This is a genomic window from Cupriavidus sp. C2SS-8b (assembly GCF_057073745.1).
On the sequence record NZ_CP172716.1, the window covers coordinates 1422705 to 1441655 of the forward strand.

Genomic DNA, 18951 nt, shown 5'->3' on the forward strand with positions numbered 1-18951 from the left:
GTCATTCGAGCATGCCGATCTCGCGAATGGCGACCGACAGCATCGACAGTCCCGTCGCGCCCGATGCACGCTGCTCGGTCAGCATGCGGGTGAAGCGTTCGAGCGCGCCTTGCCGGCTACCGCGCCAGGCATCGATCAGCGCTTCAGCGGTGTCATAGTCGCCCGACTGCGCCAGCACGCTGGTCATCAGCGCGCGCTTGAGCCGTCCCAGGTCGTCGAGCGTGGTGGTGCGCGCCAGCAGGTCCCAATGCGTATCGGCGGGCAGGGCCTGCGCGCGCTCCCGCAGCCAGTTGAAGCTCAGTTGCGTGTCGAGCGCGAAATAGACCCCCGCCACCAGTTCCAGCGAACGGTTGGAGGAAGCCGCCACTTCCGCAATATCAAGCGCGGCCGCCGGGATATCGCGGCCGGCGACCCGCTGGGCCAGCGCCGGCTCTACGCCGGCACCGGCCAGGGCCTGCGCACGCTCGGCCAACGCCGCGGCATCCGCTTGCGGCAGCACGGTCGGCAACTGCGGCGTGAGCCATTGGGCCGCTTGCGTGAAGCGAGCCATGCCAGCCTGGGCGGTGCCGCCGGTACGCAGGTAGCGGATGAACCAGAGGCAGGCCCGCTCGAGCAACTGGCCGATGGCGTTGAACATTCGCGCCTGCTCGGCATCGGCGACGCGGTTATCCAGCGCGTCGATCTCCTGCCAAAGCGCCGTCAATCCGAACACGTCGCGCGCGATCAGGCAGGCGCGCACGATATCGGCGGGGAGGGCATCGGTTTCCTCCCTCATCCGATGCACGAAGGTTGCGCCGATGCGGTTGACGAGCAGGTTGGTCAGATGCGTGGCCAGAATCTCGCGGCGCAGCGGATGCCGTTGCATGGCATCGCCATAGCGCTGGCGCAGCGGCACCGGGAAGTAGTCGACCAGCAGGTCCGCCACCAGCGTGTCTTCGGGGACATCCGAGGCGAGCAGTTCGTCGTAGAGCCACATCTTGCTATAGGCGAGCAGAACGGCGCGCTCGGGCGAAGTCAGCCCTTCGCCTGCGGCCTTGCGTTCGGCAATCTCTTCGTCGCCTGGCAGGAATTCCAGCGCGCGATTGAGGCGGCCGGCGCGTTCGAGCGAGCGGATCAGGCGGGCTTCGCCATCGAGCAGTGCGCCGCTGTTGCGTCCAGCCACCGACAAGGCCTGGGTCTGGTAGTAGTTGTCCTGCAGCACCAGCAGGCCGACCTCATCGGTCATCTCGGCCAGCAGCTTGTTCCGCTGCTTTTCGGTCATCTCGCCTTCGGCCACGACCTGGCCGAGCAGGATCTTGATGTTGACCTCGTGGTCCGAGCAGTCCACGCCGGCCGAGTTATCGATGGCATCGGTATTAATGCGGCCGCCCCGGCGCGCGAACTCGATGCGGCCGAGTTGCGTAAAGCCGAGATTGCCGCCTTCGCCGACGACCTTGCAGCGCAGTTCGGCGCCATTGACGCGCACGGCGTCGTTGGTGCGGTCACCAGCCTGCTGATGGGTCTCCTGGCTGGATTTCACATAGGTGCCGATGCCGCCGTTGTAGAGCAGGTCCACGGGTGCCATCAGGATCGCGTGGATCAGTTCGGCCGGCGACAGCGTGCTTGCGGAAATGCCAAGCACGGCCTGCACTTGCGGCGACAGCGCGATGGTCTTCGCCGTGCGCGGGAATACGCCGCCGCCTGCGGAGATAAGCCGGGTATCGTAGTCGGCCCAGCTCGAACGCGGCAGATCGAACATGCGCGTCCGTTCCTGCAGGCTCGAGACGGGATCGGGATCGGGGTCGAGGAAGATATGGCGGTGGTCGAATGCCGCCACCAGCCGGATATGCGGTGACAGCAGCATGCCGTTGCCGAACACATCGCCCGACATATCGCCGACGCCGGCCACGGTGAAGTCCGTCGCCTGCGTGTCGATGCCCATTTCGCGGAAATGCCGCTTGACCGATTCCCACGCGCCGCGCGCGGTGATGCCCATCTTCTTGTGGTCGTAGCCGACCGAGCCGCCTGAGGCGAAAGCATCGCCAAGCCAGAAGCCGTACTGGGCCGAGATCGCGTTGGCGAAATCGGAGAAGGTGGCGGTGCCCTTGTCGGCCGCCACGACGAGGTAGGGGTCGTTGTCATCGAGACGGACCACGTCTGGCGGCGGCACCAGCGCGCCGGCCACCAGGTTGTCGGTCAGGTCGAGCAGGCCGCGCAGGAAGGTCTGGTAGCACGCGATGCCTTCCTGCAGGAACGCGTCACGATCCGTGGGTGGCGGCGGCCGCTTCACGATGAAGCCGCCCTTGGAGCCGACCGGCACGATGACGGTGTTCTTCACCATCTGCGCCTTCATCAGGCCCAGCACTTCCGTACGGAAATCCTCGCGCCGGTCAGACCAGCGCAAGCCGCCGCGGGCCACGCGGCCGCCGCGCAGGTGCACGCCTTCGACGCGCGGCGAATAGACCCAGATTTCCCACATCGGCCGCGGCTCGGGCAGGCCGGGAACCAGCGACGGATTGAACTTGAACGAAACGTAGGGAAGCGGCTGCCCGCTGGTATCGCGGTGGAAGTAGTTGGTGCGCACGGTCGCGTTGACCACCCCGAGGAACAGGCGCAGGATGCGGTCCTCGTCGAGGTTTGGGACCTGGTCCAGCGCGGTCTCGATGTCGGCCAGCAACTGCTGGCAACGCGCTTCGCGCGTGGCGGCCGCGGCCGGGTCGAAGCGTGCGACGAACAATGCCACCAGCGTGGCCGCGATGCCGGGATTGCCGGTCAGTGCGCCCACGATGTAGGCGTCGCTGAAGGTCGAGCCGACCTGGCGCAGGTACTTCGCATAGGCGCGTAGGACGGTCACATCGCGCGCGGCCAGTTCGGCGCGCAAGACCAGGCGATTGAGGTCGTCGTTCTCGATCTCGCCGTTCCACGCGCGGGCGAAGGCGTTTTCGAACAGTGCCTTGATGCGTTCGATATCGAAATCGGCGCCGCTGGCGCTGTCTGCGATCTCCAGTCCGAAGTCATGGATCCAGACCGGCGCGCCGCTGTCGGGTTCGATCAAGTAGGGCCGTTCCTCGTCCACGCGCACGCCAAGGTGTTCGAGCATCGGCAAGCTGTGCGACAGCGCGATCGGCTCGCCGGCACGATAGACCTTGAAGCGGAATGCGCCGGGTACGGCCTCGATCGGGCGGTACAGGTTCATGGCGATGCCCTGGCCATGCAGGGCCTGCTCCATCAGTTCGATGTCGCGCACCGCGGTGCGGGCCGGGTAGTCCTCGCGATAGCCGGCCGGGAAGGAGCTGCCGTACTGGCGCAGCAGGGTATTGCCTTGTTCCTCGCCACGGCTTTCGTGCAGCGCCTCGGCCAGGTCGTCCTGCCAGCGGCGGCTCGCCTGGACGATGCGCGCTTCCAGTTCCTGCGTGTCGACCTGTGGCATGCTGCCGGGATCGCCGCGCACCGTCAGCTGGATGCGCGCCAGCGGCGATTCCGACAGCAGCGGCGTGAATTCGCAGGCATTGCCATGGAAGGCGCCCATCAGGATCTTCTGGATCTTCTGGCGCAGGTCGGTGTTGTACTTGTCTCGCGGGACGAACACCAGGCATGAGACGAAGCGGTCGAAGCGGTCGCGCCGCACGAACAGGCGCGTGCGCTGATGTTCCTGCAGGCGCAGGATGCCGATCGCGATATCGAACAGGTCGTCTTCGTCGATCTGGAACAGCTCGTCGCGCGGATACTGTTCGAGGATCGTCACCAGCGACTTGTACAGGTGGCCCTTGGTCAGGAACCCGGCGCGCGCCAGGATGTTCGCGCACTTGCGCCGCACCTGCGGAATCTCGGCAATCGGCGAAGTGTAGGCGGTGGACGTGTACAGGCCGACGAAGCGGCGTTCGCCGAACAGCTTGCCGTTGGCGTCGAGCAGCTTCACGCCGATGTAGTCGAGGTAGCCCGGCCGGTGTACGGTGGAGCGCGAATTGGCCTTGGTCAGGAAAATCGGCGAGCTGCCCTGGATGATGGAGCTGGCCGCGGCCGGCAGCGGCGTCAGGTCTTCCGCTTCTGGCGGACGCAGGCTTTCGCGCAGGATGCCGCATCCGGTATCCGGCACGCCGCGCAGGAAATAGCGCTGGTCCTGCAAGATCAACTGGTAGTCGCGCTGGCCCAGGAACGTGAAGTGGTTATCGAGCATCCATTGCAGGAAGGCGCGCCCTTCGGTGCTGTCGGCACTGCTGGCGTCCGAGGCTTGCGCCATGGTGCCGATGGTGGCTTCGGTGATGTCGCGCATGCGCTGCCAGTCTTCCACTGCGGCGCGCACGTCGCCGAGTACGCGGGCAATGCCGGTGCGCAGCGCTTCAAGCCGCGCTTGCTCCCCGGTACGGTCCACCTCGAAATGGATAAAGGATTCCAGGCGCGAATCGCCATCGTTGTTGGCGCCGCCGAGCTCGATTTTCTCGATGCCGCCTTTGGCGCCGCGCCATACGCGGAACACCGGGTGAATCGCCGAGTGCAGCACCAGCCCCAACCGGTTGATCTCCATGGTCACGGAGTCGACCAGGAACGGCATGTCGTCGTTGACGATCTCGACCACGGTGTGGTCCGAGTGCCAGCCATGCTCTTCGAGGTTGGGGTTGTACACGCGGATACGCGCCGTGCCCGGGACGAACTTCTGCGCGGTTTGCCAATGCGCCATCACGGCGCCGTACATGTCGGCAACTTCCCGATGGATCAGGTCATCGGAATCGGTCTGGTCGTAGTAATGCCGCAGAATCGGTTCGAGCAGCTCGAACCCCGCCGCGGGCAGCCGCTCCCGCGCGAACGTCAGCATTTCTTCCTGCAGGTGTGCGACTTTTTCTTCGTTCTCCTGCGGCATGGTGCCTCCTTGCGGTATCAGGCGCGGGCGGCCGATGCCGCGCGTCTGGACGCAAGCGGTGCATGTGCCGGTGCATGCTCATACTTTAGGAAAAAACTGCACGGTGCGAGGGAAAAGTCGCGCGGACGCGTGTTCGCCCGCGATCATGGCACCGACTGGCGCCGGACGGCGCCTTCAGGTGGCCTCCACTGCCTTCAGTGGCAGCGGATCATGCGGAAACAGACTGCATGGCGGGGGCGTTGACCGCTGCCGCGCGAATGGCCGCAGAGGGCACCGTGATCGGCTCGGCAGCCGTGCCGCGGCTGCGGCGGGCGGAATGGTCGCTCAGGGTCAGCTTCATGCGCTGCAACAGCGTGCCCAGCGCCACGCGTTCATGCGAATTGAAGGGCGATACTGACACCGAGTGCAGGGCTTTTACCGCTCCCCACACGCGTTCAACGCGCGCCTCCGCCGCTGCGGGGATGTGCGGCGCGCCGGTGCTGGAGTATTCCACCCAGCCGTCGGCATGCAATTCGCCCAGCATGCGTTCGCTGGACGCGACATCGATCAGCATGGCGCCGGCAAGCGGTTCATGGCGCACGAACGCGTTCTGCCGGATCGCCCGAAGCAGGACCCATTTGCCGTAGTTAAGGCCCGAGGCCGAAAGGGTCTGTTCCAAAGCCCCTTGCCAGGCCATGACCGCGTCTACCAGGGCAAGGACCACCGGCTCGTTGGGTTCGAGTGGTTTGGTATGCATGAGTTGGCGTCTCCCGATGTCTGTCGCCGACATTACAACGCTCTTGGGCCGGAGCTTGGCCGGCCCGGGCGGCACAGGCGCCGCGCCTCGAAATCAGGGTCATTTCGGGGCGGTCTTTCCTGATGCCGCAGACACTAACAGAACCGAATGTCTTTTGTATGTCCTATAGGGTTTGTCCTGTTATGTCGTGTGTCGCAACACTTTTCCGGGCAGGTTCACGAAGGGTCATGAGGTGCCACTCCCCACATTTGGCGCGGCCATGAAAAAGCCGACTGGATTCCATGAATTTAAGTTGATGTGGGAATGTATGGGCATGGCTACACTGCTTTTCCAACCCCTACGCCATGAGCGCAGGTGGTGCACGGACGGACCGGATCCGCCCGGCAACTGGAGATGAAGATGTACAAGGAACGCATTCGCCTGCCAAGGCTGCTCGACAAGGTGGTCTCGGCCGACGCGGCAGCCGAACTCATCCGCGATGGCATGACGGTGGGCATGAGCGGTTTCACCCGTGCAGGCGACTGCAAGGAAGTGCCATTCGCACTGGCGCGCCGCGCCGCCACCGAGCCGCTGCGCATCACGCTGATGACCGGCGCGTCGCTCGGCAACGATATCGACAAGGTGCTGGCACAGGCCGACGTGATCGCACGTCGCCTGCCGTTCCAGTCCGATGAGACGCTGCGCCGCAAAATCAACGCCGGCGAAGTCATGTTCATCGACCAGCATCTGTCCGAGACGGTCGAGCAACTGCGCTCCGGCCAGATCGCTCCCGTCGACGTGGCCGTGGTGGAAGCCGTCGCGATCACGGAGCAGGGCGGCATCGTGCCGAGTACCTCGGTCGGCAACTCGGCGAGCTTCGCGATGCTTGCGCGCAAGGTGATCGTCGAGATCAACCTGAACATGCCGCTGGAGCTCGAAGGCCTCCACGACATCTATTTTCCGGTGCAGCGGCCGTACCGGCAGCCGATCCCGCTGATTTCCGCCGAGCAGCGCATCGGCCTGCCGTATATCCCGATCGATCCCGAGAAGATTGCGGCGATCGTCATCACCGGCAAGGACGACAGCCCGTCCAGCGCGCTGCCGCCCGACGAAGGCACGCGCCAGATCGCCGGCCACCTGAGCGAATTCCTCGGGCGCGAGGTGCGCACGGGGCGCCTGTCGCCGTCGCTGCAGCCGCTGCAGGCCGGCATCGGCACGATTTCGAACGCCGTGCTGTATGGGCTGATCGATTCGCCCTTCCACGATCTCAAGATGTACTCCGAGGTGCTGCAGGACAGCACGATCCAGTTGCTCGACTCGGGCCGGCTCACCTTTGCTTCGGCATCGTCGGTGACGCTGTCGAAGCCGGTCTACCAGCATTTCCTGGCGAACCTGGAGCGGTACCGGTCGCGCCTGGTGCTGCGGCCTCAGGAGATCAGCAATCACCCGGAAATCCTGCGCCGGCTGGGGCTCATCACCATCAACACGGCGCTCGAGTGTGACATCTACGGCAACGTCAATTCGACGCACGTCGGTGGCACGCACATGATGAATGGCATCGGCGGCTCCGGCGATTTCGCCCGCAATGCGCATTTGTCGGTATTCGTGACGAAGTCGGTGGCAAAGGGGGGCGATATCTCCAGCATCGTGCCGATGGTGTCGCACGTTGACCATACCGAGCACGATGTCGACGTCATCGTGACCGAGCACGGCCTGGCCGACCTGCGTGGCCTGGCGCCACGAGAACGTGCGCGGCAGGTGATCGACAACTGCGCCGATCCGCTCTATCGCGATGCGCTGAACGATTACTTCCGCCGCGCCAGCCGTCTTGGTGGGCAGACGCCGCATCTTCTGGAAGAAGCGCTGTCCTGGCACGTGCGCTACCGCGATCAGCGCACCATGCGAGAGCCGCTGCAAGCCGTGGCCGCCTGAGCGCCGGCGCCCATAAGCAAACAGCCCGCAAGAGCGGGCTGTTTCTTGTTGCGGCCTGCTCCGCAGAGCAGGCGACGCGGGATTACTGCGACTTTGCTGCAGGCGCTTTGGCGCCATCGGTGTACGGGTCGTACTTGCCGGCTTTCGCGCCATCGGTGTACGGATCGAACTTGCCCGCCTTGGCGCCATCGGTATTCGGGTCGACCTTCTTGCCAGCCAGGTCGGATTGCGTCGATTGCTTGGCGCCGTCCGTGTACGGATCGAACTTGCCTGACTTGGCCGCGCTCTGGTTCGGGTTCGCCTTCTTCTTGGCGTGGCTGCCACTGTGTATGTCGCCGCCGTCCGTGTAGTTCTTCTGCGCATACGCGAACTGGGTTGCACCCAGGGCAGCAAGCGCGGCAACGATCAGGGTCGGAACGGTTTTCTTGAGCATCTTCATCCTCGCGAGTGGCGGTCGCGCAGCGCCTGCGCGATCCGGTTGGGGCCGAGTTTAGCGGATCATCCCGGCAAATGTACCGAGTCGGCGCTGGTCCGCAAAGTGAAACTTTCTTCTAAAGGTATTGAACGTCTTCTTGTCCAGCCCCGTCCTGTGCAAGGTCAAAGTTGACCCAAAATAAGGATCGGCATGTCATTGATCATGGGCGTTGTGCTCAATAAGGCATAAAAAAGCCGGCTGACTCAGCCGGCTTTTTGTCGGGGGAGATACCCTTATTCGAGCGTGATGTTCTGGTCGTGCGCGATCTTCTTGCGCAGGTCCAGTTCGCGCTTGATCTGGGCGGCGTACTGGGCCGACGTATTGCCGTCGGTGTACGCCCCGCTGTCTGCCAGGCGGCGCTTGACGGCCGGGTCCTGCAGCGCCTTGACGGCGGCGTCGTGCACCCGCGTGACGATGGCGGCCGGCGTGTTGGCCGGCGCTACCAGGCCATACCATGCCATGTTGTTCATGTCCTTCATGCCGGCTTCGGCGAAGGTCGGCACGTCGGGCAGGCCCTCCACGCGCTTGGGCGCGGCCACGGCCAGCGCGCGCAGCTTGCCTGCCTGGATGAACGGCATCGAGGACGGCAGGTTGTCGAACTGGGCATTGACCTGGCCCGCCAGCGTGTCATTCAGCGCCGGGCCCGATCCACGGTAGGGGATATGGACCATGTCGGTCTTGGTGATGTCCTTGAACAGCTCGCCATCCAGATGCGAAATGCTGCCCTTGCCGGCCGACGCGTAGCTGTACTTGCCCGGGTTGGCCTTCAGCAGCGCGATGAATTCCTTCAGCGACTTGGCCGGGACCTTCGGGTTGACCGTCAGCACGTTCGGCACGTTCACCAGGTTGGTGATCGGGGCGAAGTCCTTGATCGGGTCATACGGGTTGCGGGCATTGGTGGCCGGGTTGGTGGCCATCGTGCTGACCGTGGCGATGCCCAGCGTATAGCCGTCCGGCGTGGACTTGGCCAGCGCATCGGCGCCAATGGCGCCGCCGCCGCCGCCGCGGTTTTCCACCACCACCGGCTGGCCCAGTTCGCGGCCGAGCGCGTCCGACACGGCGCGGGCCACGATGTCGGTGGTGCCGCCTGCCGCGAACGGCACGATCAGGCGGATCGGCTTGGTGGGGTAGCTCTGCGCCTGGGCGCCGCTATGGATCAGGCCGATGGCCGCGATGCAGGCTGCTGCGCCTGCTTTGAGAACTGCTTTCAAGGAGTGCCTCCGTTCTTCATTCACTGATTGGTGCCGGGCCGGATATCTGGGCGTTCTTCGGGGCGATTATGTCTCGCCTGCGCTGGTCGGTGAATTACCCGGTCCTGGCTTGGCGGGCAGGACCTCTTGTGCGAAGCCAGCCAAACAACCTCGCGAAGAGTAGTTCCGCGATACGGAACTGCGTTCCGTGTTGTGCGCCGTGCGCAATTCAACAGGGAAAGGGCGGAAAGTGATATCAGGAAGAACCCGCGTATCAAGAAATGAGGCGAGCTGCCGTGTCGGCGTGAAGTGGCCTGGAAATCGAGGGAGACGCGTCAAAACAAAAAGGCCAGCCTTTCGGCTGGCCTTTCTGGGAATTCGCTGGTGGGGCGTGAGTGACTCGAACACTCGACCTACGGATTAAGAGTCCGCTGCTCTACCAACTGAGCTAACGCCCCAACGAAGAAAAAGATTTTAGCAAGGTATCTAGTAAGACGCAATAGGGATCTCGAAATTTCTTTTCACGCACTCGGGGCTACAATGCCGAGCTTCCTCATGCGCATCGGCCATGTCCCTGCGCCACGATCCCTCCACCGCCATGCATGCCCGGATCCTGCGATATCTAGACGAGGTCGTACGTCGCGGCTCAATCCGCAAGGCGGCGGAGCACCTGCACGTGGCGCCCACGGCGATCAATCGGCAGATCCTCGACCTGGAAGCCGAGCTGGGGGCGCCCGTCTTCGAGCGTATCAACCGCCGTCTGCGCCTCACGCCGCTTGGAGAGATGGTTCTCGCCCACGTCCGGCAGACCTTGCGCGAGCATGAAGCGCTGCGCGAGCGGATCGAGGAATTCAAGGGCGCGCGGCGCGGCGAGGTAACGGTGGCGGCCACCGCGGGGCTGGCCGGGTCACTGCTGCCGTCGCTGGCGCATGAATTCCGCCAGCGGTACCCGGGCATCGTCGTGCGCGTGGTGGACTTGCCTGTCGCCGAAATCGTCATGGCGGTGGAGCAGGGCGACGCCGACCTTGGCCTCGGCTACGACCTGCCCGCCGCGCCGACCTTGCGCGTGCTGGCGACGAGCGACTGGCAGATCGGCGCCGTGGTGCCGCCGGGCCATGCGCTGGCTGCGCAGCCGTCCGTGCTGCTCAGCGAATGCGTCGGCTATCCCCTGGTGCTGCCGGCGCCTTCGCTCTCCATCCGCGCCATTCTGGACGACGCCTTCGCGCGCAATGCCATCGACGTGACGCCGGCGGCCGAGTCGACCTCGATGGCGCTGATCCAGCGCCTGGTCATGCTCGGCAGCGGCATTGCCTTGCTCAACCCGCTGGACATCATGGAGGAGCGAGCCCGTGGTGCGCTGGTGCTGGTGCCGCTGCGAGACCGTTACCTTCGGCGCCAGCCACTGGCGCTGGTGGGGCGCTCGCAGGGCGTACCGAGCCCGGCGGCCGAGCTGATGGCGGGGAGTATCGGCACGGCGCTGGCGGCGCTGTTCGCCCAGGTGCGCTAGCGCGTCCGTACGTTGCGGTTTGGGTGTCCACATTTTGTGGACAGGGTTAGCGGAATTCTGCGCTTTCGGTTCGGCGGCACGAGTCTTAGACTCGCGCCATATCCACCTGCCAGACGCCTGCCGCCATGACCCTGATTGCCTTGAATGCCGATGTGCTCGTCACCATGGACGCGCAACGGCGAGAAATCCCCGATGGCGCGCTGGTGGCCGACGGTCCCGCGGTGCAGTGGGTCGGTGCCACGGCGGACCTGCCGCCGCAGTATCGCCGCATGGTCGACGACGGCACCGCGCAGGTCATCGATATGCGCGGCCGCGTGCTGGTTCCCGGCCTGGTCAATACGCACCATCACATGTACCAGAGCCTGACGCGTGCCGTGCCCGCGGCGCAGGATGCCGAGCTGTTTTCCTGGCTGACCAACCTCTACATGCTGTGGTCGCATCTGACCCCGGAGATGATCCGCGTCTCGACCAAGACCGCGATGGCCGAGCTGATGCTGTTGGGCTGCACGACCACGAGCGATCACCTCTACCTCTATCCGAACGGATCGCGCCTTGATGATTCCATTGCCGCCGCGCAGGAGATGGGCATGCGTTTCCACGCGGCGCGCGGCTCGATGAGCGTCGGCCGCAGCAAGGGCGGCCTGCCGCCGGATGTCGTGGTGGAAGACGAGGCTGCCATCCTGCGCGACAGCCAGCGCCTGGTCGAGCAGTACCACGACGGTTCGCGTCACGCGATGCTGCGCATGGTGCTGGCGCCGTGCTCGCCGTTTTCAGTGTCGCGCGACCTCATGCGCGAATCCGCGGTCATGGCGCGCCACTACGGCGTGTCGCTGCATACGCACCTGGCCGAGAACGACAATGACATCGCCTACTCGCGCGAGAAGTTCGGGTTGACGCCTGCGCAGTACGCCGAGGACCTCGGGTGGGTCGGCCACGATGTCTGGCATGCCCACTGCGTGAAGCTCGACGAGGAGGGGATTGCGCTGTTCGCGCGCACCGGTACGGGTGTCGCGCATTGCCCGTGCTCCAACATGCGGCTGGCATCGGGCATCGCGCCGGTGCGTGCGATGCGCGATGCCGGCGTCAAGGTCGGCCTGGGCGTGGATGGGAGTGCTTCTAACGATGGCGCGCATATGCTGGGCGAGGCGCGCCAGGCCATGCTGCTGCAGCGCGTCGGATTCGGTCCCGCGGCCATGAGTGCGCGCGAGGCTCTGGAGATTGCCACGCTTGGCGGTGCACGTGTGCTCAATCGCGATGACATCGGTGCGTTGGCGCCGGGCATGTCGGCCGACTTCGTGGCCTTTGATATGTCGACTGTCGGCTTTGCCGGAGGCGGGCATGACCCGGTTGCCGCGCTGGTGTTCTGCACGCCGGCCAATGTGGCGAGCAGCGTCATCAACGGGCGCGAGGTGGTTCGGGATGGCGAATTGCTGACGACCGATTTGCCGGTCGTGCTGTCGCAGCATCGCGTGCTCGCGCGGACGCTGTTCGAGCGCGCCCGCGACTGCGGCACCTGAGCGGGTCGCGGCGCGCGCTACGGTGGGCGCCAATGCGCGGCTTCAAAAGCGCGCCCCAAAAACAAAAGGCCGGAAGCAGATGCTTCCGGCCTTTTGCCTTGTATTCGCTGGTGGGGCGTGAGTGACTCGAACACTCGACCTACGGATTAAGAGTCCGCTGCTCTACCAACTGAGCTAACGCCCCAACGAAGAAAAAGATTTTAACATGATTTCAGAGTTTGTCAAACATCTGCGTGCATCAGGGAAGTTGAGGTGCGAGCAAGCGAAGCGGCTTGCGGCGTCGGCATCGCTCCGTAGTCGAAGGGAACCGGTGCACCGGTCCGGAGGTCACTGGATTGAGTGGATCAGCGACGGTCGTCGCATACGATATCGCTCCGGCCATGTTAGGATGTTTCTCCACTTGCATATGGAGGGCTGCACCGATGGAAATCAAGTTCCAAGAGCAAGAGCGCTACGACATCAATAACGAAGGCTTGTTGTTCCACGCGATCGTCAATGGCGAAAAAGTAACGTGCGTCGTGACACGCGAGGCATTGTGGGAAGGATTCAGCGCGGACCAGGTCCTGTCGCTGGAAGAAGCCTTCCGCGCTGGCCGCGACACGATCGAACGTGCAGCGGTAGTCCTGATCGAGCAGGGCGTCCCGCAGCCGGTGGTCGTCAAGCGCGCACACGTGGCGCCGGTCTGAGCCGGATGGATGCCCCGGCCCGCCGTAGGCAAGCCGCGGGCGCCCATCCCGCATCAGCCTCATTCCGGTAGCGCGAGCCTCCGCCGCTGCCAATCCGCCTGATCCCAAGCCTTACCTGCGGCATCCGTTTATCTTCGATGCCGGTCTTCGCGCCTCAATTCATCGACCTGTCATTTTGACGCTGCCGTCACAGCGCTTCAGCGTGCGTTGGCGCGCCGGGGCGCTGCGCGCATTCCTCGAAGATCCGCACCTGGCACTGCGCGCAGACGTCAGGAGACAGTTGCGCGATGATGGTGTGCAGCGCCTGTCGCTTGGTCAGGAAGACGTGGTCCGTTCCCAGCTTGGTGGTGAACCCCGTTTGTTCCCAGGTCTGCAGTACCTGCGTGCGGGGGCGGTGGAAGTACAGGTCGCCACCGGCGGCGCGCCGCTCCGCCAGTTCCGCTTCCCACATCTCTGCGCCAGCCAGATCGATGAAGTTCATGCTCTTGGTCATGGCCAGCAGATGCTTCTGGCTGGCGTCGACCGCGCGCAGCCAGTGCAGCCGATCGGTCACGTACTGCACGGCACCGAAATAGATGGCGCCTTCCATGCGCAGCAGCTTGAGTTGCGGGCATTCCGGCTGCGGCCGCCGCAGCTCGTCCAGCGGTGTGAAACGGCGGCCCGGATCGTCGGCGTCGGGCACCAGGCTGCGCACCGCCGGCCGTGAGGTGCGATACAGGTAGGCGACCAGCGAAAGAATGGTGCCGAGCAGCACCGCCATCTCCAGGCGGATCACCAGCGTTGCGGCGAAGGTGCCCACCGCGATGGCGAACTCGGTGCGGCTCAGCGCGGCGATGCGGCGCAGGCGTGCAAGGTCGAACAGCCCCCACGCCACGAGCAGCAGCATGGCCGCGATCGCGGCCAGCGGAATCTGCGCCAGCAACGGTGCGCTGACGGCCACCAATGCCACCAGCCACAAGGCGGAGAACACGCTCGCCAGCGGCGTCTTCGCACCGGCTTCGAAATTGGGCACCGAACGGTTGAGCGAGCCGCAGGAGATATAGCCGGAGAACAGGCCGCCGGCGATATTCGAGAGTCCCTGGCCGATGAACTCGCGGTTGGCGTCGATATGCTGGCCGGAACGCAGCGCCACCGCCTTGGCGATCGAGATCGACTGGCCCAGTGCCACGATGGTCAGTGCCGAGGCAATGCCGAACAGGTCAGGCACGCTACGCCAGGAGATATCCGGCACATGGAAGCTTGGAATCGCCGACGGGATCGATCCGACCACATTGACATGATGCCCGCCACCCCAGCCGGTACGGTTCAGCAGCAGGGCGACGCCATAGCCGGCCAGCAGGCCCAGCAGCATGAATGGCAGCCGCTTGCCCAAACGCTTGAACAGCAGCGTCGCGCCAAGCGTGACGGCGCCCACGGTGGCGGCGCCCCAGTTGATGGCGTCCACGTTGTCGAACAGGAAGCGCAGCACGCCAAATGCGCTGGTGCCCGTGGGCACGGCCAGGCCAAACAGGTCCTTGAGCGCATAGAGGCCGATCAGCGTGGCCGCGCCGCACGTAAAGCCGAGCAGCACGGACGGCGAGATGAAGTTGGCGAGCGTGCCCAGCCGCAGCGTGCCAACCGCGAGCTGCATCAGTCCGACCAGGATGGTGACCGACAGCGCCAGGCCGATATATGCCGGGCTGCCCGCAAAGGCCACGGGGCTCAGCATGGCGAACAGCGCCAGCGAGTTGGCATTGGTCGGCCCTGACATCACATGCCAGCTCGATCCGAACAGCGCGGCGACGATGCATGGCACCACGGCCGTATAGATGCCGTACTCCGGCGGCAGCCCGGCCAGCGTGGCAAAGGCGACGCCCTGCGGCAACACCAGCACGGCGCCGAGCAGGCCAGCGACCACGTCAGCGCGCAAGGTCGTGCGGGAAACGCGTTGAGTCCAGGGAAGCAGGCGCTGCAGGCGGGCGGCGGCGCTCGTTGCGGAGGCAGTCATCGGTCGGATCGGGATTGCGTGCTGGCGTCGGCGGCGTGATACGCGGCGAGCGGGTCGGCCCGCGCAAGTTTGCCGGAGGGCCATGGCAAGCAGCGGAGGTGATGATGGCGGGGGCGAGCCAGGTTCATGGCGGCAGTGTAGCCGCCCCCGCCGTGCGCCGCGAGCCGGGCTTGCCCGGACTTGCGTGCGCGTGGCGCGCGCGTCAGCGGCAGTGGAGCGTGGCGACGACCGGCGTGTGGTCGGACGGCTGTTCCCAGGTGCGCGGGACGCGGTCGATCACGCAGGCGGAGCAATGGTCGACCAGCGCCGGTGACAGCAGGATATGGTCGATGCGCAGGCCGGCGTTGCGCCGGAACGCGAACATGCGGTAATCCCACCAGGAGAAGGTCTTCTCGGGCTGTTCGAACTTGCGGAAGGCGTCGGCCAGGCCCAGTTCGACCAGCGCGGCAAAGGCCGCGCGCTCCGGCGGCGAGACCAGGTTCTGGCCCTCCCACTTGGCGGGGTCGTGCACGTCGCGGTCTTCCGGGGCGATATTGAAGTCGCCGAGCAGCGCTAGCCGCGGATACCTGACCAGCTCCTCGCGCAGCCATGCCGTCATGGCGTCGAGCCACTTCAGCTTGTAGACGAACTTCTCGGAGTCCGGCGCCTGCCCATTCGGGAAATAGGCGCAGACCAGCCGCACGTCGCCGTACGTGGCGGCCACGACGCGCTGCTGCGCATCTTCGAAACCCGGGATATTGCGCACCACATCGGTCGGGCCCGGCATGCTGGCATCGCGCGCGAGGATGGCAACGCCGTTGTAAGTCTTCTGGCCCGTGTAGACGCTGTGGAAACCGGCATTCTCGAGTTCCGCGAGCGGATACTTGTCGTCCGGCAGCTTCAGTTCCTGCAGGCACAGCGCGTCGATCGGCGCGCCGGCCTGCTCCTGCTCGGCCAGCCATTGCAGTACCTGGGGCAGCCGGACCTTCAGCGAGTTGACGTTCCAGCTTGCGATACGCAGCGGGCCGGCGGTGGGCAGCGCCGCGCTCATGCTGCCATGCCTCCGTGGCGCAGCAGCGCATCGATCTGCGGCGCGCGGCCGCGGAACGCGACGAAGGAATCCATGGCGGGGCGGCTGCCGCCGACCGACAGGATTTCGCGCTGGTAGCGCGCGCCGGTTTCGCTGTCGAGCACCGTGCCCGAAAGCTGCGCGGCTGCTTCTTCGAAGGCGGCGTACACGTCGGCCGACAGCACTTCGGCCCACTTGTAGCTGTAGTAGCCCGCCGCATAGCCGCCGGCGAAGATGTGGCTGAAGGTATTGGGCCAGCGCGACAGCGGGTACTGCGGCACCACGTGCACGCGGTCGTTGATCTCGCGCGACAGGTCGAGCACGGTCTTCGCGCCCTGCGGATCGAAGTCGGTGTGCAGGTGCATGTCGAACGACGAGAACACGATCTGGCGCAGCGTCATCATGCCGTTCTGGAAATTCTTCGCCGCCAGCATGCGGTCGAACAGCGCGCGCGGCAGCGGCTCGCCGGTGTCGACGTGCTGGGTCATGCCGGTCAGCACCTCATATTCCCAGCAGAAGTTTTCCATGAACTGGGACGGCAGTTCGACAGCGTCCCATTCCACGCCATTGATGCCGGATACGCCGAGCTCGCCCACCTGCGTCAGCATGTGGTGCAGGCCGTGGCCGAACTCATGGAACAGCGTGATGACTTCGTCGTGCGTGAACTGCGCCGGCTTGTCGCCAACCGGTGCCGAGAAATTGCACGTGAGGTAGGCCACCGGCGTCTGCACCTTGCCGCCGGCCAGCACCTTGCGGCCGCGCGCATCGTCCATCCACGCGCCGCCGCGTTTGCCTTCGCGCGCATAGAGGTCGATGTAGAACTGGGCCAGCAGCGTGCCGTCGGCCGCGCTCACGCGGAAGAAGCGCACGTCCTTGTGCCAGGTCTGCGACGTATCGGGCTGGATCTTGACCGAGAACAGCCGCTCGACAGCGCCGAACAGGCCTTGCAGCACCTTGGGCTCGGGGAAGTACTGCTTCACCTCGTGTTCCGAGAACGCATAGCGCTGCTGGCGAAGTTTTTCCGAGGCGTAGGCCACGTCCCACGGCGCCAGTTCGGCCAGTCCCAGTTCGGCTGCGGCGAAGGCCTTGAGTTCGGTCCAGTCCTGCTCGGCATACGGGCGCGCCTTGACCGCGAGTTCGTCCAGGAACTTCAGCACCTCGGCTGGCGATTCGGCCATCTTCGGCACCAGCGACACTTCGCCGTAGCACTGGTAGCCGAGCATCCGCGCTTCTTCGCGGCGCAGCGCGAGCTGTTCGCGCATATTGGCCGTGTTGTCCCAGTCGGCCTGGCCGCTGCCATATTGGGCGCCATGTTCCGATGCGCGCGTCACGTTGGCTTCGTACAGGGTCTGGCGCAGCGCGCGGTCGTCCGCGTACTGCAGCACGGGGAAATAGGACGGGAAATGCAGCGTGAATTTCCAGCCGGCCTTGCCATCCTTCTCCGCCGCGTGGCGGGCGGCTTCCTGCGCGTCCTCGGGCAGGCCAGCCAGTCGCGCCGGGTCTTCGATGAGCAGTGCGTAAGCGTTGGTGGCGTCAAGCACGTGGTCGGAGAATGCCTTCGACAACTGCGCCTGCTGTTCCTGGATCTCGGCAAAGCGGGGCTTCTGGTCCTCGGGCAGTTCGGCGCCGCCCAGACGGAAGCCGCGCAGCTCGTTCTCGATGAGCTGATGGCGCGCCGCGCTCATGCCGCCAAATTCCGGGCTGGCCGCGAGCGCCTTGTACTTTTCATAGAGGGCCAAGCTTTGTCCGAGCGACGACCAGAACTCCGTCATGCGTGGCAGGTTCTCGGCATGCGCCTTGCGCAGTTCCGGTGTATCCGCGACGGCGCTCAGATGACCGACTACGCCCCAGGCGCGGCCCAGCGGTTCGGTGACGGCTTCCAGGGCTTCCACGGCGTTGGCCCAATCGGACGGCGTGGCCGGGTCTTCGGCGCGCGCCACGGCTGCCTGCGCACGCTCGAGCAGCACATCGAGCGCCGGGCTGATGTGCTCGGGGCGGATCTCGGAGAAGCGCGGCAGGTCGGTGAAGTCCAGCAGTGGATTGTTGATGGCTTGGTCCATGGCGGTTCTCGTTTGTCTGGCCTGAAGAGGCAATGGCTTGCAGATGGGGGCAGCCCCGCGGCATTTCCAGTGCTGTTGCGGCGCGTGCCGCAACAGCAAGGCAAGCTTAGCCGGCGGCGCGCTCGGCGGCTTCAAGCGTGTTGATCAGCAGCATGGTGATGGTCATCGGGCCGACGCCGCCCGGTACCGGCGTGATATAGCCGGCCACTTCTCGCACGCCGGCGAAGTCCACGTCGCCGCACAGCTTGCCGTTGTCGTCGCGGTTCATGCCCACGTCGATCACGACCGCGCCGGGCTTGACCATGTCGGCGGTGATCAGGTTGCGCCTGCCCACGGCGGCGACGATCACGTCGGCCTCACGCGTATGGGCGCCGATATCGCGCGTCTTGCTGTTGCAGATCGTGACCGTGGCGCCGGCCTGCAGCAGCAGCATGGCCATCGGCTTGCCGACGATGTTGGATGCGCCGACCACCACCGCCCGCGCGCCGCGCAGCGGATAGTTGATCGACTCCAGCATCTTCATGCAGCCATACGGCGTGCACGGGCGGAACAGCGGGGCGCCGGTCATCAGCGCGCCGGCATTGGCCACGTGAAAGCCGTCGACGTCCTTTTCCGGGGCGATGGCCTCGAGCACCTTGTGGCTGTCGATGTGCTTGGGCAGCGGCAGCTGGACCAGGATGCCGTGGATCTTCGGATCCTTGTTCAGCGCGTCGATACGCGCCAGCAGGTCGGCTTCGGGCAGGTCGGCCGGACAGCGGTCCAGCGACGAATGGAAGCCATTGTCCTCGCAGGCCTTGACCTTGTTGCGCACATAGACCTGGCTGGCCGGGTCCTCGCCGACCAGGACCACGGCCAGGCCGGGCTGGTGGCCGCGTTCGGTCAGGCGGGCGGCGCGGACGGCGGCTTCGGAACGGATTTGTTTGGCAAGCGCGTTGCCGTCGATCAGTTGTGCAGACATGGGGAGAGGGCGGGTTTGTGGCCGGAGTGAAGGCGCCGT

12 protein-coding genes and 2 tRNA genes are annotated in these 18951 nt (G+C 65.3%); 4 read left to right on the plus strand and 10 right to left on the minus strand.

Features of this window, described 5'->3' with window-relative positions; genetic code table 11:
* Position 1 precedes the first annotated feature (1 nt).
* Together ACIGJB_RS06585 and ACIGJB_RS06590 are read right to left on the minus strand one after the other, a co-directional pair.
* Entirely contained in the window at positions 2-4837 is a 4836-nt protein-coding gene (locus ACIGJB_RS06585) for an NAD-glutamate dehydrogenase (RefSeq protein ID WP_483731925.1), read from the minus strand.
* A gap of 208 nt (positions 4838-5045) precedes the next feature.
* On the minus strand, positions 5046-5573 hold the full coding sequence (locus tag ACIGJB_RS06590; protein ID WP_483731926.1) for a MarR family transcriptional regulator: 528 nt from the start codon (positions 5571-5573) through the stop codon (positions 5046-5048).
* A gap of 399 nt (positions 5574-5972) precedes the next feature.
* Here ACIGJB_RS06590 and scpC point away from each other — a divergent pair, with 399 nt between their 5' ends.
* Positions 5973-7484, plus strand: a complete 1512-nt coding sequence (gene scpC, locus ACIGJB_RS06595) for a succinyl-CoA:acetate CoA-transferase ScpC (protein ID WP_483731927.1) — start codon at positions 5973-5975, stop codon at positions 7482-7484.
* An 82-nt stretch (positions 7485-7566) separates the two neighbouring features.
* On the opposite strand, the gene ACIGJB_RS06600 is transcribed toward scpC, so the two are convergent.
* From ACIGJB_RS06600 to ACIGJB_RS06610, 3 genes are all read right to left on the minus strand, one after another.
* A complete protein-coding gene (locus ACIGJB_RS06600; RefSeq protein WP_483731928.1) occupies positions 7567-7917 on the minus strand; it encodes a hypothetical protein in 351 nt (116 codons plus the stop codon).
* Positions 7918-8192: 275 nt separating this feature from the next.
* On the minus strand, positions 8193-9170 hold the full coding sequence (locus ACIGJB_RS06605; RefSeq protein WP_483731929.1) for a tripartite tricarboxylate transporter substrate binding protein BugE: 978 nt from the start codon (positions 9168-9170) through the stop codon (positions 8193-8195).
* 361 nt (positions 9171-9531) lie between these two features.
* Positions 9532-9607: transfer RNA gene (locus ACIGJB_RS06610), tRNA-Lys, on the minus strand.
* A 140-nt stretch (positions 9608-9747) separates the two neighbouring features.
* Between ACIGJB_RS06610 and ACIGJB_RS06615 the strand changes: the two genes are divergently transcribed.
* Together ACIGJB_RS06615 and ACIGJB_RS06620 are read left to right on the plus strand one after the other, a co-directional pair.
* Complete coding sequence (locus ACIGJB_RS06615; protein WP_483732269.1) at positions 9748-10656, plus strand: LysR family transcriptional regulator; 909 nt, start codon at positions 9748-9750, stop codon at positions 10654-10656.
* A gap of 125 nt (positions 10657-10781) precedes the next feature.
* The gene (locus tag ACIGJB_RS06620) at positions 10782-12173 is read left to right on the plus strand and encodes an 8-oxoguanine deaminase (protein WP_483731930.1); all 1392 of its coding nucleotides are present in this window, start codon (positions 10782-10784) and stop codon (positions 12171-12173) included.
* Positions 12174-12281: 108 nt separating this feature from the next.
* Here the strand turns inward: ACIGJB_RS06620 and ACIGJB_RS06625 are convergent.
* Positions 12282-12357, minus strand: a tRNA-Lys gene (locus ACIGJB_RS06625).
* A gap of 238 nt (positions 12358-12595) precedes the next feature.
* On the opposite strand from ACIGJB_RS06625, the gene ACIGJB_RS06630 reads away from it, so the two are divergent.
* Positions 12596-12859 carry a DUF1488 family protein gene (locus ACIGJB_RS06630; protein WP_211947938.1) on the plus strand — a complete coding sequence of 88 codons (264 nt, stop codon included), beginning with the start codon at positions 12596-12598 and terminating at the stop codon, positions 12857-12859.
* Between the two features lie 187 nt (positions 12860-13046).
* Here ACIGJB_RS06630 and ACIGJB_RS06635 read toward each other — a convergent pair whose 3' ends face one another.
* The 4 genes from ACIGJB_RS06635 to folD form a co-directional block, all read right to left on the minus strand.
* The gene (locus tag ACIGJB_RS06635) at positions 13047-14846 is read right to left on the minus strand and encodes a SulP family inorganic anion transporter (RefSeq protein WP_483731931.1); all 1800 of its coding nucleotides are present in this window, start codon (positions 14844-14846) and stop codon (positions 13047-13049) included.
* Between the two features lie 202 nt (positions 14847-15048).
* The gene (gene xth / locus ACIGJB_RS06640) at positions 15049-15876 is read right to left on the minus strand and encodes an exodeoxyribonuclease III (protein ID WP_483731932.1); all 828 of its coding nucleotides are present in this window, start codon (positions 15874-15876) and stop codon (positions 15049-15051) included.
* The gene (locus tag ACIGJB_RS06645; RefSeq protein WP_483731933.1) at positions 15873-17954 is read right to left on the minus strand and encodes a M3 family metallopeptidase; all 2082 of its coding nucleotides are present in this window, start codon (positions 17952-17954) and stop codon (positions 15873-15875) included. The genes xth and ACIGJB_RS06645 overlap by 4 nt, the downstream gene beginning before the upstream one ends.
* A 106-nt stretch (positions 17955-18060) precedes the next feature.
* Positions 18061-18912: a bifunctional methylenetetrahydrofolate dehydrogenase/methenyltetrahydrofolate cyclohydrolase FolD gene (gene folD, locus ACIGJB_RS06650; RefSeq protein ID WP_483731934.1), complete on the minus strand. Its 852-nt coding sequence runs from the start codon at positions 18910-18912 to the stop codon at positions 18061-18063.
* Positions 18913-18951: the final 39 nt, after the last annotated feature.

What these genes read in the sequence shown, in the direction of transcription:
- ACIGJB_RS06615 (WP_483732269.1), top strand. Translation starts at nt 9,748, where the DNA reads ATGCATGCCCGGATCCTGCGATATCTAGACGAGGTCGTACGTCGCGGC.
- ACIGJB_RS06635 (WP_483731931.1), bottom strand. Translation starts at nt 14,846, where the DNA reads ATGACTGCCTCCGCAACGAGCGCCGCCGCCCGCCTGCAGCGCCTGCTT.
- ACIGJB_RS06590 (WP_483731926.1), bottom strand. Translation starts at nt 5,573, where the DNA reads ATGCATACCAAACCACTCGAACCCAACGAGCCGGTGGTCCTTGCCCTG.
- xth (WP_483731932.1), bottom strand. Translation starts at nt 15,876, where the DNA reads ATGAGCGCGGCGCTGCCCACCGCCGGCCCGCTGCGTATCGCAAGCTGG.
- ACIGJB_RS06630 (WP_211947938.1), top strand. Translation starts at nt 12,596, where the DNA reads ATGGAAATCAAGTTCCAAGAGCAAGAGCGCTACGACATCAATAACGAA.
- ACIGJB_RS06585 (WP_483731925.1), bottom strand. Translation starts at nt 4,837, where the DNA reads ATGCCGCAGGAGAACGAAGAAAAAGTCGCACACCTGCAGGAAGAAATG.
- ACIGJB_RS06620 (WP_483731930.1), top strand. Translation starts at nt 10,782, where the DNA reads ATGACCCTGATTGCCTTGAATGCCGATGTGCTCGTCACCATGGACGCG.
- ACIGJB_RS06600 (WP_483731928.1), bottom strand. Translation starts at nt 7,917, where the DNA reads ATGCTCAAGAAAACCGTTCCGACCCTGATCGTTGCCGCGCTTGCTGCC.
- scpC (WP_483731927.1), top strand. Translation starts at nt 5,973, where the DNA reads ATGTACAAGGAACGCATTCGCCTGCCAAGGCTGCTCGACAAGGTGGTC.
- folD (WP_483731934.1), bottom strand. Translation starts at nt 18,912, where the DNA reads ATGTCTGCACAACTGATCGACGGCAACGCGCTTGCCAAACAAATCCGT.
- ACIGJB_RS06645 (WP_483731933.1), bottom strand. Translation starts at nt 17,954, where the DNA reads ATGGACCAAGCCATCAACAATCCACTGCTGGACTTCACCGACCTGCCG.